A 15746-nucleotide genomic window follows, 5' to 3' on the forward strand; every position below is an offset into this window, starting at 1 on the left:
GCAATCGGGCGAGTTCGCCTGACGGGTATCTGTCGGCTTTTCAGTGTGGCTGGCAAGCAACTCACTATTTGTCGCGATATGACGTGACCAAGGCGTGCATGGCTACTGTGGAGCATCCATGAATTATTCAGAGCGCAATTCTTTATCGAAGAATGTTTTATCGAAGATGGTCAGTGAACTGGCAACTACCCGGGCCTTGCTCAATTGCCTGATCAAAGAGTTCGCCTTGCCGGAAAACTGCCTCGGTTATCACTGGCCGGCACAGATGCAGGGCATTCCCCCCGGCAGTTACCTGGACGGCCTGGAATGGAAGGGCATCCCGCTGACCATCGACCTGCCCAACCGGCAGCAGTTCTTCGTCATGGTGGACCGCCGCGACCAGCTGGGCAGCCACCGCTACCTGTCGGACGTGTACGCCCGGCGCGAGGGGGAAAGCTGGCGCTGCCTGGCCTTCGCCGAGTTCGTCGAGCAGTTGCTCGGCGCCTGCGAGCACATGACCCGGGCCAGCAACGACGAACTGCTGGACCAGGTGCTGCAAAGCCAGCTGCTGACCGCCGCCATCGTCGCCCACAACATGGACGGCCAAGGCCCGGCGCCGTTGAGCGGCTACCTGGCCAGCGAGCAGGGGCTGTGGTTCGGCCATCCCAACCACCCGGCGCCCAAGGCGCGGCTGTGGCCGGCGCACCTGGCCCAGGAAACCTACGCCCCGGAATTCCAGGCACAGACCGCGCTGCACCTGTTCGAAGTGCCGCGCCAGGGCCTGCGGGTCACCGCCAACGGCCTCAGCGAGGAGCAGGTCATGGCCGGTTTCGCCGACCAGGGCCAGGCCCGCCCGGGCCACGCGATGATCTGCATGCACCCGGTGCAGGCCGAGCTGTTCATGCAGGACCGCCGCGTGCAGCGCCTGCTGGAACTGGGCGAGGTGGTGGATCACGGGGCGAGCGGGCCGCTGGCCAGCCCGACGGCGTCGATGCGCACCTGGTACATCGAGGACCACGACTTCTTTATCAAGGGTTCGCTGAACGTGCGCATCACCAACTGCGTGCGCAAGAACGCCTGGTACGAGCTGGAAAGCACGCTGATCATCGACCAGTTGTTCCAGCGCTTGCAGCAGACCCAGGCCGCGACCCTGGGCGGCCTGTCGGCGGTGGCCGAACCGGGTTCCATGAGCTGGGCCCCGGCCCAGGCCGGCGAAGCCGATGCCCACTGGTTCCGCGAGCAGACCGGAGCCATCCTGCGGGAGAACTTCTGCCGTCGCGCCGGCGCCGAGCGCAGCGTGATGGCCGGCACCCTGTTTGCCCGGGACATCCATTCGCGGCCGCTGGTGCATGACTTCCTGCAAGGCTTCAACGCCCATGAGCTGGCCGACGAGCAACTGCTGGACTGGTTCGACCAGTACCAGGCGCTGCTGCTGCGGCCGGTGCTGGCGCTGTTCTTCAACCACGGCGTGGTGATGGAACCGCACCTGCAGAACAGCGTGCTGATCCACGACCAGGGCCGGCCGCAACAACTGCTGCTCAGGGATTTCGAGGGGGTCAAGCTCACCGACGAACTGGGCATGGCGCAGATCGAGGTCGGTCTGCACCCGCGGGTGCGCCAGTCGCTGCTGTATTCCCGGGCGCAGGGCTGGAGCCGCATCACCTATTGCCTGCTGATCAACAACCTGTCGGAAGCGGTGCTGGCCCTGAGTTGGGAACGCCCGCACCTGGCGCCGGCCATGTGGCAAAGGGTCGAGCGGCAGTTGCGCGCCATCCGCGAAGAGCTGGTGCGTCCGGCGCCGGAGCTGGATGCGCTGATCGCCGGCCAGCCGATCGCCTGCAAGACCAACCTCAAGGTGCGCCTGGCAGCCAAGGCCGATCGCCAGGCCGGCTACGTCAACCTGTGTTCGCCCTGGAGCGAGGAGGCCCGTTATGGCTGAGTTGTCCCAGGCACTGCTGTGTGCCATCGGCCAGGCCCGGGCCGGCAGCGCCGACCCGCTGGCGGCCTTTATCTACGACCTGGACGCCTTGCAGGACCATGTGCGCCAAGTGATGGCGGCGCTGCCGGCCGGGGTCGAGCTGTATTACGCGATCAAGGCCAACAGCGAAGCCCCGGTGCTGGCCGCGCTGGCGCCGCTGGTCACTGGTTTCGAGATTTCCTCGGGAGGCGAGATCGGGCGGGTGATGGCCTGCCCGACCCGCAAGCCCTATGTGTTTTCCGGCCCCGGCAAGCTCGATTCCGACCTGCGCGCGGCCCTGGCCAATCAGGTAGAGGCGGTGCACCTGGAAAGCCTCAACGAGATCGAGCGCCTGCAACGCCTGGCCGCGGAAGCAGGGCGGGTGCAGCCGGTGTTTATCCGCATCAACCCGCAGCTGCCGCAGAACCAGTCGAGCCGGCTGGCCATGGCCGGCACCGCCACGCCGTTCGGTATCGACGAAGCGGAGCTGGCCGAGGCGGTGGCGCGGGTGGACCGGGCCAGCCATCTGCGCCTCAAGGGTTTCCATGTGCACGCGATGTCCCACCAGCAGTCGGTGGAACGCCATGAGCAGTTGCTGGATTTCTACCTGCAACGCTGGTCGCACTGGAAAGCCCTGGCGGCGCACCCCGAACACCTGACCCACCTGAATGTCGGCGGCGGCATCGGCGTCGATTACCTCAGCGGCCAGCGCTTCGACTGGCTGCGCCTGTGCCGCTACCTGGAACGGCGGCTGGCCGAGGAGGGCGGTGCCGCGCCGGTGCTGCGTTTCGAGCCCGGGCGTTTTATCAGCGCCTACTGCGGTTACTACGTGATCGAGGTGCTGGATACCAAGACCAGCCATGGCGAGCATTTCCTGGTGTGCCGCGGCGGCACCCACCAGTTCCGCCTGCCGGCGGCGCAGAGCCACGACCACCCGCTGATCCACCTGCCGCGCGGCCCGCGCCAGGCCCAGGCGCCGGAGCGGGCCTGGACCGTGGTCGGGCAGCTGTGCACGCCCAAGGATGTGCTCAGCCGGGCCCAGCCGCTCAAGGGCGTGGCGGTCGGCGACCTGCTGGTGCTGCCCATGGCCGGGGCCTACGGCTACAACATTTCCCACGCCGACTTTCTCTGCCACCCACGCCCGGCGCAGCACTTCCTGCACCGGGGCGAGTTGCTCGCGGGAGCGTTGCCGTGATCCAGGCCCCGCGCCGCTGGGTGGTGGTCAACGTGCTGCTGGGCACCCTGACCGTCAGCCTCAACAACAGCTCGCTGAACCCGGCGCTGCCGGCGTTCATGCAGGCGTTCGCCATCGGCCCGCTGCTGGCCACCTGGATAGTCGCGGCGTTCATGACCAGCATGGGCATGACCATGCCCCTGACCAGTTTCCTCGCCCAGCGCCTGGGACGCCGGCGCCTGTACCTGTGGGGCGTGGCGCTGTTTATCGCCGGCTCCTTGCTCGGCGCCCTGGCGGATTCCATCGCCCTGGTGATCGCCGCGCGGGTGGTGCAGGGCATTGCCAGCGGGCTGATGATCCCGCTGTCCCTGGCGATCATCTTCGCGGTGTACGCCAAGGACGAGCGCGGCCGGGTCACCGGCCTGTGGGGCGCGGCGGTGATGCTCGCGCCGGCGGTGGGGCCGCTGTGCGGCAGCCTGCTGCTGGAGGGGTTCAGCTGGCGTTCGCTGTTTTTGATGAACGTGCCGATCGGCGTCGTCGCGCTGCTGATGGGCCTGGCCGTGTTGCCGGCGTCCGAGCCGGCCGAGCGCAAGCCGTTCGACCTGGCCGGCTACCTGCTGATCGCCTCGGGCATCGGCCTGCTGATGGTCGCCATCAGCCGCCTGCACCACGCCGCCGCTCTGACGGAGCCGCTGAATCTGGGCCTGTTACTGGCGGGCGCGCTGTGCCTGGTGGCGTTCGTGCGAGTCGAGCTGCGCCGCGAGGCGCCGCTGCTCAACCTGCGGATCTTCGCCCTGCGCGGCTATCGCCTGAGCGTGATCATCGCCGTGGTGCAGTCGGTGGGCATGTTCGAGTGCCTGGTGCTGCTGCCGCTGCTGGTGCAGACGGTGCTCGGCTACAGCGCCGTGTGGACCGGCCTGGCGCTGCTGTGCACCGCGGTGTTCGCCAGCCTGTTCGGGCGCCTGGGCGGCAGTGCCCTGGACCGCCACGGGCCGCGGCGGGTGGTGTCCGTCGGGTTGCTGCTGACCGGCCTGTCGACCCTGGCCCTGGGCCTGCTCCCGGCCAGTGCCGGCATCGGCCTGGTGTTCGGGCTGATGATGCTGCGCGGCGCCGGCCTGGGGCTGTCGTACATGCCGGTGACCACCGCCGGGCTGAATGCCTTGCCCGAACCGATGGTCACCCAGGGCGCGGCGATGAACAACATCTCCCGGCGCCTGGTGTCGTCCCTGGCCATCGTCATCGCCTCGCTGTGGCTGGAGTTCCGCCTCGCCGCCGATGGGGCGCAGGCCTCCCAGGCAGGCCTGTCGGGCGCCATCGGCGAAGTGTTCGTGATCACCGGCCTGCTGATCCTCCTGGCACTGCCCTGTGCCTGGCGTTTTCCCCTTTCCGACGAGAGCGCCGAGGCAGTGCCCGGCGCCCTCGAACCCCGTTAACCCTTCCGTACACAAGGTATGAACATGGCGACTGCAATCCCGACAACCTCCAGCTACAGCGCCACCCCTGGTGCCTGGCTGGCCACGGTGGATTCGAGTATCGACGAGAAAGTGCAGCGACGGGTGGTGGGCCAGCTATTGCAGACCCTGCTGTACGAAGGCGTGCTGGCGTTCGACAGCGCGCCCCTGGACAACGGCCAGCAGCGTTTTGTGGTGCCTGGCGTCGATGACCGGCAGCAGCGGGTGCAATACCGCTGCGACGGCCTGCTCAGCGCCAGCTTCGAGCTGATCCGTCTCGATTCCAGCAGCCTCGAACGTATCGACAGCCAGGGCCGGCGCAGCGTGCTGGACCTGCACCAGGCCCTGGCCGAACTGCTCGGCGACTACCAGGACAGCCCGCACCTGGGGCGCTTCATCCAGGAGCTGGAGCAGACCCGGCTCAAGGACCTGCAAGCCCGCAGCCAGGGCTACCAGGTCCCGGGGCCGGCCCATGAGCTGGACGTGGACGCCCTGGAGCAGCACTTCATGGACGCCCACAGCTATCACCCGTGCTACAAGTCGCGGATCGGTTTTTCCCTGGCGGACAATCAGGCCTACGGCCCGGAATTCGCCACGCCGATCGCCGTGGTGTGGTTGGCGGTGGCGCGCCATCGCGCGGCGCTCAACCATTCGCGGAACCTCGACTTCCCGGCCTTTATCCAGCAGGAGCTGGGTGCCGAGCGCTGGCAGCAGGTCAAGCAACAACTGGCCAGCCAGGGCAGGGTACTGGACGACTACCAACTGCTGCCGGTGCACCCGTGGCAGTGGGAAAACGTGATTGTCCCGACCTTCTACCCGGAGCTGCTCAGCGGCGAGCTGATCTGCCTCGGCGCCTCGGACGACCAGTACAAGGCCCAGCAGTCGATCCGCACCCTGGCCAACACCACGGTCAAGGAGCGGCCCTACGTCAAGCTGGCCATGAGCATGACCAACACCTCCAGCACCCGCATCCTCGCCCGCCACACCGTGATGAACGGGCCGATCATCACCGACTGGCTGCAAGATCTGATCGCCAGCGACAGCACCGCGCGCCAGCTGGACTTCGTGATCCTCGGCGAAGTGGCCGGGGTCAGCTTCGACTACCAGCACCTCCCGCAATCCCGCGGGCCCCAGGCCTACGGCACCCTGGGGGCGATCTGGCGCGAAAGTATCCATCGGTACCTGAAAGCGGACGAGCAGGCCGTACCGTTCAACGGCCTGAGCCAGGTGGAGAACCGCTACGGCACAGGGCCGCAGCAACCCTTCATCGACGCCTGGATCCGCCAGTACGGCCTCGAGGCCTGGACCCGGCAACTGCTGCAAGTGACGGTGCCGCCGATCATCCACATGCTCTACGCCGAAGGCATCGGCATGGAATCCCACGGCCAGAACATCGTGCTGATCGTCAAACAGGGCTGGCCGCAGCGCATCGCCCTGAAAGACTTCCACGACGGCGTGCGCTACTCGCCGGCGCACCTGGCGCGCCCCGAGCTGTGCCCGCAGCTGGTGCCGCTGCCGGCCAGCCACGCCAAGCTCAACCGCAACTCGTTCATCCTCACCGATGACGTCAACGCGGTGCGGGACTTCTCCTGCGACTGCTTCTTCTTCATCTGCCTGGCGGAGCTGGCGATCTTCCTGCGCCAGCACTACCGGCTGGACGAAGGCCGGTTCTGGCGGATGACCGCGCAGGTGATCCTCGACTACCAGGCCGCCCACCCGCAGCACCGCGACCGCTTCGGGCTGTTCGACGTGTTCGCCCCGAGCTACGAAGTCGAGGAGCTGACCAAGCGCCGCCTGCTGGGCGACGGCGAGCGGCGGTTCAAGTCGGTGCCCAACCCGCTCTATGCCTACAGGCCGCAAGCATGCTGAGAACCAACCAGCTCAAACGCAAACTCGCGGCCGGGCAGACGGTGTACGGGCTGATTGCATCGATCCCGGCGCCGGCCTCCGTCGAGCTGATCGCCGAAGCCGGCTTCGACTTCGTGATCATCGACATGGAGCACGTGCTGATCAATCCGGAAACCGTCGAGCACATGATCCGCACCGCCGAGGCCTACGAGCTGACGCCCCTGGTGCGGGTCGCCGACCTCAATCCGAAAACCCTGCTGCGCCTGCTGGACGGCGGCGCCCAAGGGATCGTGCTGCCGATGATCGAATCCGCCGAGCAACTGGCGGCGGCGATCGCCGCCTGCAAATACCACCCCCTGGGCCAGCGCAGCCTCAACGCCGGCCGCCCCGGCAGTTTCGGCAAGCACAGCCTGGCGCAGTACGTGGCGCAGGCCAACGAGCAGATCATGCTGGTGGCGATGCTCGAAAGCGCCGCCGGCGTGCGCAACGCCGCGCAGATCGCCGCGGTGCCGGGCCTGGACATGCTCCTCGAAGGCGCGGCGGACCTGTCGCAGTCCCTCGGCATGCCCTGGCAGATCGACCAGCCGGCGGTGCAGCAGGCCCTGTTCGAGGCTTGGCAGGCGGCCGATCACGCCGGCGTGCCGTACTGCGCGATTCCCCGGCAGAACGGCGACCTCGGCCGCTGGCGCGAGCGCGGGGTCCGGGCCTTTGTCCTCGGCGACGAGCGCGGTATCGCCTTTCGTGCCCTCCAGGCCAGGTTGGCCACCCTTTCTCTAGAAGGAAACTGATCCGATGACTTTCACCTCTGTGGCCGCCGACCTGGTGATGCAGGACCTGATCGATTGCCTGCTGGCCGAAGACTTCTTCGGCCGCGAACCCTTGCCGCTGCTGGCCGCCGGCCAATGGCGCCAGGCCCATCCCGAAGCCCCGGCCCTGGGAGGCGGTGCTGCCGACGAGCGCATCTGGGACTGGTGCTGCGATGCCCAGGAACAGCGCTTCATCAGCATCGCCCTGCGTCCGGGCATCACCCAGCAATGGGAGAAGGTACCGGGCAGCCCGGTGTTGGCCCGCCAGGAGCAGCGCTGGGCCGCCCTGGGGCCGGTGGACTTCATGAAGCGGGTGTTCACCGGCCTGGGCCCGCGTTTCCAGGACAATGACAAGGGCCTGACGCTGTTTCTCGAAGTGCTGCACATCAGTGTCTGGCAGACCGCTTTGTCCCTGGAGCACCGGGTCGACCACCGGGACTTGATGGCCCAGGACGGCGCCACCTTTTTCCGCACCATGGAGCAGTGGGCCTCGCTGCGCGACCGGCCGTACCACCCCCTGGCCAAAGCCAAGCAGGGTTTGCTGCAGGCCGAGTACCAGCAGTACCAGGCCGAGTTCGCCCAGCCGCTGGCGCTGAACTGGGTGGCGGTGCGCAAGGACCTGCTGCACGGCGGCGAGGGCGTGACGGACCTGGAGCAGGTCTACCCGGCGCGCTACCTGTTGCCCGAATCCTTGCAGGCGCGGCTGGCGGGCGAGCTGCGCGAACGCGGCATCGGCGACAGCCATGTGGCCTTGCCGGTGCATCCGTGGCAGTTCGACCATGTGTTGCAGGCGCAACTGGGGGAGGCCTTCGCCTGCGGCGACTGCCAGCGCCTGGACTTCAGCGAAGCCACGGTATTCGCCACCTCGTCGTTGCGTTCCATGACCCCGTGCTTCCCCAGCGCCGACTACCTGAAGCTGCCGATGGCCATCTATTCCCTGGGCGCCTCGCGCTACCTGCCGGCGGTGAAGATGATCAACGGCGGCCTCAGCGAGGCGTTGCTGCATCAGGTGCGGCGCCTCGACCCGGTGCTGGAGCAGAGCCTGCACCTGTGCGACGAGAGCAAGTGGTGGGCCTTCATGCCGCCCCAGGCGACCCTGTTCGACGAAGCGCCGCGGCACCTGTCGGCGATGGTCCGCGGCTACCCGCAGGCGCTGCTCGACGACCCGGAATGCCGCCTGCTGCCGATGGCCGCCCTGGGCACGCCGTTGCCCGGCAGCGACCGCCACTTCTTCGACGAGTGGCTGCAGTACCGCCAGCTGCCGGCGACCTCCGCCTCGGTGCTGACCCTGTTCGGCGAGCTGTGCCAGCGCTTCTTCGACGTCAACCTGCGGATGTTCCGCCTGGGCATGCTCGGCGAGGTGCACGGGCAGAACGCGGTGCTGGTGTGGAAGGCCGGCCAGGCCCAGGGCCTGCTGCTGCGCGACCACGATTCGCTGCGGATCTTCGTGCCGTGGCTGGAACGCAACGGCATGGCCGACCCCGAGTACCGGATCAAGAAGGGCCACGCCAACACCCTGTACCACCAGCGCCCCGAAGACCTGCTGTTCTGGCTGCAGACCCTGGCGATCCAGGTCAACGTGCGGGCGATCATCGACACCCTGGCCCAGGTCTACGCCGTGCCGGCGACCACCTTGTGGGGCACCTTGCGCCAGGTGCTGGACGGCCTGCTGACCCGCATCGAGTTCGACGACGAGGCGCGGGGGATGATCCGGCGCCAGCTGTTCGAAGCCCCGCGCTGGCCGCAGAAGCTGCTGCTGACGCCGATGATCGAACGCGCCGGCGGCCCGGGCAGCATGCCGTTCGGCAAGGGCGAAGTGGTCAACCCGTTCCACAGGTTGCAGCGTGAAGCCTGAGCCCGTGCATCCTTGCCGGCGCACGCTGCTGCGCCTGTCCCTGGGCCTGCTGGCGTTGCCGGCCCTGGCCCGGGCTGGCCAGCCGCGGGTGGTGACCCTGTTCCAGGGCGCCACCGACAGTGCCGTGGCGCTGGGGGTGACGCCCGTTGGGGTGGTGGAGTCCTCGAGCGAGAAACCGACCTTCCGCTACCTGCGCGAGGCACTGCCGGGCGTGCCCCATGTCGGCCTGGAGACCCAGCCGAGCCTGGAGGACATCGTGCTGCTCGAGCCGGACGTGATAGTCGCTTCGCGCTTTCGCCACCAGCGCATCGAGCCCTTGCTCCAGCGCATCGGCACGGTGCTGATGCTGGAGGAAGTCTTCGAGTTCAAGCGCACCCTGGCGTTGATGGGCGCGGCCCTGAACCGGCAGCAGCAGGCCGCCAGCCTGTTGGGGCAGTGGCAGCGTCGTGTAGCGCAGCTGCGCCAGCAATTGCAGGCGCAGCTGGGCGGGCGCTGGCCGCTGACGGTGTCGGTGCTGGATGTGCGCGAAGACCATATCCGCAGCTACCTGCCAGACAGCTTTGCCGGTTCGGTGCTCAGCGAGCTGGGCTTCGCCTGGAACCCGATCGCCCGTGAAGCCCGGGGCACCTACCTGAAACTCACCAGCAAGGAGAACTTGCCCGTGGTCGATGCCGACCTGTTTTTCGTTTTCCAGCGCGCCGACAGCCCGGCGGTGCAGCGCAACTACGAGCGGCTGGTGCATTACCCGTTCTGGCAACAGCTGCGCGCGGTACGCCAGGACCAGGTGTGGCGGGTCGACGGTATCGCCTGGAGTTTCTCCGGCGGGATCCTGGGGGCCAACCTGATGCTGGACGACATTGCGCGCCTGGTGTCGCCGGTATGAGTCGTGGCCTGAAACTTTGCGTGGCGCTGCTGGTGATGCTGCTGTGCGTGGGCTTGAGCCTGGCGGCCGGGGCCACCTGGCTCGAACCCGCGCAACTGCTCCAGGGCCTGCTGCAGCCGGACAGCCTGAGCGCCGGCCAGCAGTTGATCTTCGGCAACCGCCTGGCCCGGACCCTGATGGCGGTCGCGGTGGGCGCGAGCCTGGCGGTGGCCGGGGCGCTGATGCAGGCGCTGACCCGCAACCCGCTGGCATCCCCGGGCCTGTTCGGGGTCAATGCCGGGGCGACCTTTGCGATCATCCTCAGTTCGTCGCTGTTTGCCCTGTCGTCGATGAACCTGTGGCTGTGGTGCGCCTTTATCGGCGCCGCCCTGGCCGGCAGCCTGGTGTGGCTGATCGGCAATCGCGGCCAGGGCAGCCTCAACCCGTTGCGCATCGTGCTCGCCGGGGCGGCGATCAGCGCGCTGTTTTCTGCCTTCAGCCAGGCGTTGCTGGTGGTCAACGAGGAGGGTCTGGACACGGTGCTGTTCTGGCTCGCCGGCTCGCTGTCCGAGCGGGAGCTGGCAACCGCCGCACCGCTGTTGCTCGGGGTGGCGCTGGCTTTGCTCGGCGCCTGGCTGCTGGCGGCGCAGGTCAATGTGCTGAACGCCGGCGAAGCCATCGCCATCGGCCTGGGGCAGCGCACCGGGCGGGTCCGCTGGCTGATGAGCGTGCTGATCGTCGGCCTGGCGGGCAGTGCGGTGGCCCTGGCCGGCAGCATCGGCTTCATCGGCCTGCTGGTGCCGCACATGGTGCGCAAGGGCCTGTCCATCGACCATCGCTGGTTGTTGCCGGGGTGTGCGGTGCTGGGGGCGATCCTGCTGTTGCTGGCCGACACCCTGGGCCGCCTGGTGATCCTGCCGCAGGAGGTGCCGGTGGGGGTAATGACCGCGCTGTTCGGCGCACCGTTCTTCATTTTCCTGGCCCGTCGCGGAGGGCGTTATGAGTAATACCCTGACCCTGCGCCGCGCCGGCTTCTCGCGGCGCATCGACCTGTCGAGCCTGTGGCGGCTCTTGCTGGCGTTGCTGGCAACGGCGTCGGTGATGCTCGGTGCCTTGTCCCTGGGCAAGCTCGAGCTGTCGCCGTTGCAGGTGCTGGAGCTGCTGTGGCACGGCGGCGATCCGCGCCTGGTGTTCATCGTCGAGCAGCTGCGGCTGCCGCGCCTGCTGCTGGCGGCCCTGGTCGGCGCGGCGCTGGCGGTGTCCGGGCTGATCCTGCAGAGCATCGTCCGCAACCCGCTGGCATCCCCCGACCTGCTGGGCATCACCAGCGGCGCCAGCGCGGCGGCGGTGTTGTACTTGTCGTTCTTTTCGCTGGCATGGGGGGCGCGCTTCCTGCCGCTGGCGGCGATGCTCGGCGCCGGGCTGGCGGCCCTGGCCATTTACCTGCTGGCCTGGAAGCAGGGCACCTCGCCGCTGCGCCTGGTGCTGATCGGCGTCGGCGTGTCGGCGCTGCTGACGGCGGTGACCACCTTTGTCCTGGTGTTCAGCCCGCTGACCACCACCTTGTCGGCCTATGTCTGGCTCACCGGCAGTGTCTACGGCGCCAGCTGGCAGGAGCCGCGGGCCCTGGCCGGCTGGCTGCTGGCGGTCTTGCCGCTGCTGGCGTGGCTGGCGCGCCAGGTGCGGGTGCAGCAGCTGGACGACGCCCTGGCCCAGGGCATCGGCGTGCGGGTCCAGTGGCTGCGCGCCGGCCTGCTGCTGGTCAGCGTGGCCCTGGCCGGGGCGGCGGTGGCCTGGGGCGGGGCGATCGCCTTCGTCGGCCTGATCGCCCCGCATATCGCCAAGCGCCTGGTGGCCCCGGGCTTTGCCGGGCAGGCGCTGATGGCGGCGCTGGTCGGCGCCAACCTGATGATGGTGGCCGACCTGATCGGACGTACCCTGTTCCTGCCGCTGGACCTGCCGGCGGGGATCTTCGTCGCGGTGCTGGGTACGCCGTTCTTTCTTTACCTCTTGATCAATCAGCGGCATTAAGGAATTCCCGATGGCCTCGATGGCGACCCATCAACTGACCCTGGGCTATCAGCGCCAGGTGATTATCGACAGCCTCGACCTGCAACTGCCGGCGGGCCAGGTGTCGGTGCTGATCGGCAGCAACGGCTGCGGTAAAAGCACCCTGCTCAAATCCCTGGCGCGGCTGCTCAAGCCGCAGCAGGGTTCGGTGATCCTCAACGGTGCGGACATCCAGCGCAAATCCACCGCGGCGGTGGCCCGGGAGCTGGCGATCCTGCCGCAGATGCCCAGCGCCCCCGAAGGCATCAGCGTGCGCCAGTTGGTGGCGTTGGGGCGTTACCCCTATCAGAACTGGATGCAGCAATGGTCGGCGCAGGATGAAGCCATGGTCGAGCGCGCGCTGCTGCAGACCGGTGTCATCGAGCTGGCGGAGCGGCCGGTGGACGCCTTGTCCGGCGGCCAGCGTCAGCGGGTGTGGATCGCCATGACCCTGGCCCAGGACACCGAACTCGTGCTGCTGGACGAGCCCACCACCTTTCTCGACCTGGCGCACCAGATCGAGGTGCTGGACCTGTTGCGCGAACTCAATCGCCAGGAGGGCAAGACCATCGTCATGGTCCTGCACGACCTCAACCTGGCCTGCCGCTACGCCGACCATATGGTGGCGGTGCACCAGCGCACCGCGTTCGCCCAGGGCCGGCCGGCGGATATCCTCACTGAAGCCCTGGTGAAGCAAGTGTTCGACCTCAATTGCCGGATCATCGAGGACCCGTTCTTCGGCACGCCGCTGTGCATTCCCTTCGGCCGGGAGCTGCCGCAATGAGCTTGCAGGCCGCCTTCGACCCGGCGGACTGGGCGGTGCTCAGCGGGGCGCTGCGCCTGAAACCCATGGCCCAGCGCGACCGGCAACGCTCCCACAGCGCCCGGGCCTTGCTCGACGACCAGGCCTGCAGTGAACTGCTCGACCAGCTGGGGCCGGTGATCGGTTCGCCGACCCGGGGAATCACCGCCTCGCTGCTGGCCAAGCGTTTTTCCTTCCTGGCCACCGGCGCCTGCCTGTACGCCATGTCGGTGTGCGACCAGGGCCTGTTGTTGTCCCTGGACGACTGCGTGATCGAGTACGGCCATGACGACGGGTTGTGGACCTCGTCCATGCCCCTGGCAGACCGGGCGCCCCAGGGTTATGCGGCGGGCGAGCGCGAAGCCTGGCGCGCGTCCATAGTCGAGGCGTTGTTCGCCGGGCTGCTGGCACCGCTGTGGCAGACCTTCAACCGGGTCAGCGGGATTTCCCGGCGCATCCTCTGGGAAAACACCGCGGTGCGGGTCTATTCGCTGTATGAAAAACGCATGAGCAAGGTCGAAGACCCACAGGTGCGCCAGCGTCATGCGGCGGACTTCGACTGGCTGCTGCACGGGGCCGAGCCACAGCTCTTCGGCCTGGACTACAACCCGCTGCAGCACTTCCGTCGCCCGCCGACGGTGCTGGAGGAGGGCAAGAGCATCCGTTTTCGCCGCACCTGCTGCTTCTACTACGAGGCCACCGATCCCGCCGAATACTGTTCCACCTGCCCGCTGCTGCGCCCGAGGAAATGCCGATGATCGCACCCCGCCAACACCATGCCAGCGCTGCCTTGCTCGAACGTTACCGGGGGATCTCGGCCTCGACCCTCGGGCATTTCGGCGATAGCGGCTACCTGCGCGGCATCCGCCCGCTGTTCGACGGCCTGCGGCTGCTCGGCAATGTGGTCACGGCCAGGGTCTTCGTCCCGGACGGCAGCATCCTGCGCGATGCCCTGCTGCTGGCCGAGCCGGGGGATGTGCTGGCGATCGAATGCGTGGGGGACCCGGAGTGCGCCTGCTGGGGCGAACTGCGGACCCTGGCCGGGCTGATCAAGGGCCTGGCCGGGGTGGTGGTGGAGGGCGCGGTCACCGACGTCGCCGCCTTGCGCGAGCATCGCCTGCCGCTGTTCAGCCGCGGGGTCAGCGCCTACACCACCCGGGGCATCGGCCAGCAGGGGGAGGTCAACGGTCCGGTGCGGATCGCCGGGGTCACGGTCCGGCCGGGGGATATCGCCCTGGGCGACGACGATGGGGTGTTTATCCTCGACGCTCAGCGGGCCGAGGCGCTGCTCCCGGAGTTGCTGGCCAAGGAGACGCAGGACCGCGAGCGCCGCGCGGCGTTTATCCAGCGGCTGGCGGTGCGGGACTGACAGCGCTGCGCTGCACTTTTATAAAGCGCGGTGGCAGGGGGCTTGCACCAGGCTAAGGCGCTTGGCCCCGCGCAGCAGCGCGGGGCGGGAACTTGCGCAAGGCTCTGCAGGCCGCGCCGGGCGGCGCTTTCAGCCTGATCGCCGAGCCTTGGCACAAAGGCTGCAATAGCCCCGGCAAGGCCCAGCGCGCATGCCGCGACCTGGGCAGCCCTCTCGGTCAACGACGATCGAATGGCCGGCAGGCCGGGGGCATATAACAGACGAACAGGCAAAGGCGCCTGGAACCGCAAGGTTTCAGGCGCTTTTTTTTGCTTAAAAAACCGTGATTGGCTTGGGTCGGGTGCTATTTATGAATGCCATTGTTGCCCCTTTGAACACACACAAAACCCTGATCGTGATCGGCAACGGCATGGTCGGGCATCACTGCGTCGAACAGCTGGTGGCCCGCGGCGCCCTGGAACAGTACCGCCTGCATGTCTTCAGCGCAGAACCGATGCGCGCTTACGACCGGGTGCACCTGTCCGAGTATTTCACCGGCCGCGACGCCGAATCCCTGGCCCTGGGCGAGGCCGCTCTGTACCAGACCCCGGGCCTGACCCTGCACCTGGGGGTGGCGGTGTTGCGGATCGACCGGGTCAACCGCCAGGTGTTCACCGCCGCGGGCCCCGTGCACTACGACAAGCTGGTGCTGGCCACCGGTTCCTATCCTTTCGTGCCGCCGATCGAGGGCGCCGAGGGCGACTCGCGCCTGGTGTACCGCACCCTGGAAGACCTCGACGCGATCCGCGCTGCGGCCGGCAATGCCCGCCGTGGCGTGGTGGTGGGCGGCGGGCTGCTGGGCCTGGAGGCGGCCAACGCCTTGAAGAGCCTGGGCCTGGAAGCCCATGTGGTGGAGTTCGCCCCGCGGCTGATGCCGGTGCAGCTGGACGAGCAGGGCGGGCGCGCCCTGAAGGCGCGGATCGAAGCCCTGGGCGTCGGTGTGCACCTGGGCAAGGGTACCCAGTCGATCGGTGCCGGCGAGCAGTACCGCTATCGGATGAACTTCGCCGGCGACGACTTCCTGGAAACCGACCTGATCGTGTTTTCCGCCGGGATCCGCGCCCAGGACGCCCTGGCCCGCGACTGCGCGCTGGAGATCGGCCCGCGGGGCGGGGTGGCGGTGGACCACCAGTGCCTGAGCTGCGACCCGCACATCTATGCCATCGGCGAGTGCGCCAGCTGGAACGGCAGCATCTTCGGCCTGGTGGCCCCGGGTTACCAGATGGCCCGCAGCGTCGCCGCACAACTGTGCGGCGAGCCCGCCGAGCCCTTCATGGGCGCAGACATGTCGACCAAGCTCAAGCTGCTGGGGGTGGATGTCGGCTCCATCGGCGACGCCCAGGGCCTGACCCCGGGCGCCCGCAGCTACCAGTTCATCGACGAGGCCACGGCCAGTTACCGGCGGCTGGTGGTGGACGCCAGCGGCAAACGGGTGCTGGGCGCGGTGCTGGTGGGTGACAACAGCTACTACGACACCCTGCTGCAATACCTGCAGAACGGCATCGCCTTGCCCGCCGAACCGGCCGGTCTGATCCTGCCGTCCAGCGCCGGTGCG

At 68.1% G+C, this 15746-nt stretch carries 13 protein-coding genes; all 13 read left to right on the top strand.

Features of this window, described 5'->3' with window-relative positions; translation table 11 throughout:
* Positions 1–118: 118 nt before the first annotated feature.
* A complete protein-coding gene (locus ACQKQA_RS13685) occupies positions 119–1918 on the top strand; it encodes an IucA/IucC family protein (protein WP_427558064.1) in 1800 nt (599 codons plus the stop codon).
* A complete protein-coding gene (locus tag ACQKQA_RS13690) occupies positions 1911–3131 on the top strand; it encodes a type III PLP-dependent enzyme (RefSeq protein ID WP_427558067.1) in 1221 nt (406 codons plus the stop codon). The genes ACQKQA_RS13685 and ACQKQA_RS13690 overlap by 8 nt, the downstream gene beginning before the upstream one ends.
* Positions 3131–4543, top strand: coding sequence for a DHA2 family efflux MFS transporter permease subunit (locus tag ACQKQA_RS13695; protein WP_427558100.1), 1413 nt, complete (start codon positions 3131–3133; stop codon positions 4541–4543). Before ACQKQA_RS13690 ends, ACQKQA_RS13695 begins: the two co-directional genes overlap by 1 nt.
* A gap of 24 nt (positions 4544–4567) precedes the next feature.
* Entirely contained in the window at positions 4568–6430 is a 1863-nt protein-coding gene (locus ACQKQA_RS13700; protein ID WP_427558070.1) for an IucA/IucC family protein, read from the top strand.
* Complete coding sequence (locus tag ACQKQA_RS13705) at positions 6424–7197, top strand: HpcH/HpaI aldolase family protein (protein ID WP_427558073.1); 774 nt, start codon at positions 6424–6426, stop codon at positions 7195–7197. The genes ACQKQA_RS13700 and ACQKQA_RS13705 overlap by 7 nt, the downstream gene beginning before the upstream one ends.
* 4 nt (positions 7198–7201) lie before the next feature.
* Positions 7202–9070 carry an IucA/IucC family protein gene (locus ACQKQA_RS13710; RefSeq protein ID WP_427558076.1) on the top strand — a complete coding sequence of 623 codons (1869 nt, stop codon included), beginning with the start codon at positions 7202–7204 and terminating at the stop codon, positions 9068–9070.
* Entirely contained in the window at positions 9060–9953 is an 894-nt protein-coding gene (locus ACQKQA_RS13715; RefSeq protein WP_427558078.1) for an ABC transporter substrate-binding protein, read from the top strand. Before ACQKQA_RS13710 ends, ACQKQA_RS13715 begins: the two co-directional genes overlap by 11 nt.
* Positions 9950–10939 (top strand): FecCD family ABC transporter permease, encoded by a 990-nt coding sequence (locus ACQKQA_RS13720; RefSeq protein WP_427558081.1) that lies wholly within the window; start codon positions 9950–9952, stop codon positions 10937–10939. The genes ACQKQA_RS13715 and ACQKQA_RS13720 overlap by 4 nt, the downstream gene beginning before the upstream one ends.
* On the top strand, positions 10932–11963 hold the full coding sequence (locus ACQKQA_RS13725) for a FecCD family ABC transporter permease (protein WP_427558084.1): 1032 nt from the start codon (positions 10932–10934) through the stop codon (positions 11961–11963). Before ACQKQA_RS13720 ends, ACQKQA_RS13725 begins: the two co-directional genes overlap by 8 nt.
* A 10-nt stretch (positions 11964–11973) precedes the next feature.
* Positions 11974–12765 carry an ABC transporter ATP-binding protein gene (locus ACQKQA_RS13730; RefSeq protein WP_427558087.1) on the top strand — a complete coding sequence of 264 codons (792 nt, stop codon included), beginning with the start codon at positions 11974–11976 and terminating at the stop codon, positions 12763–12765.
* Positions 12762–13541, top strand: a complete 780-nt coding sequence (locus tag ACQKQA_RS13735) for an IucA/IucC family C-terminal-domain containing protein (RefSeq protein ID WP_427558090.1) — start codon at positions 12762–12764, stop codon at positions 13539–13541. Before ACQKQA_RS13730 ends, ACQKQA_RS13735 begins: the two co-directional genes overlap by 4 nt.
* Positions 13538–14152 (top strand): RraA family protein, encoded by a 615-nt coding sequence (locus ACQKQA_RS13740; RefSeq protein WP_427558092.1) that lies wholly within the window; start codon positions 13538–13540, stop codon positions 14150–14152. Before ACQKQA_RS13735 ends, ACQKQA_RS13740 begins: the two co-directional genes overlap by 4 nt.
* Positions 14153–14501: 349 nt before the next feature.
* On the top strand, positions 14502–15746 hold a 1245-nt coding region (locus ACQKQA_RS13745; RefSeq protein WP_427558095.1), incomplete at its 3' end, for an FAD-dependent oxidoreductase.

The sequence above is a fragment of the Pseudomonas sp. NPDC089530 genome (assembly GCF_050280705.1).
Taxonomy (GTDB): domain Bacteria; phylum Pseudomonadota; class Gammaproteobacteria; order Pseudomonadales; family Pseudomonadaceae; genus Aquipseudomonas.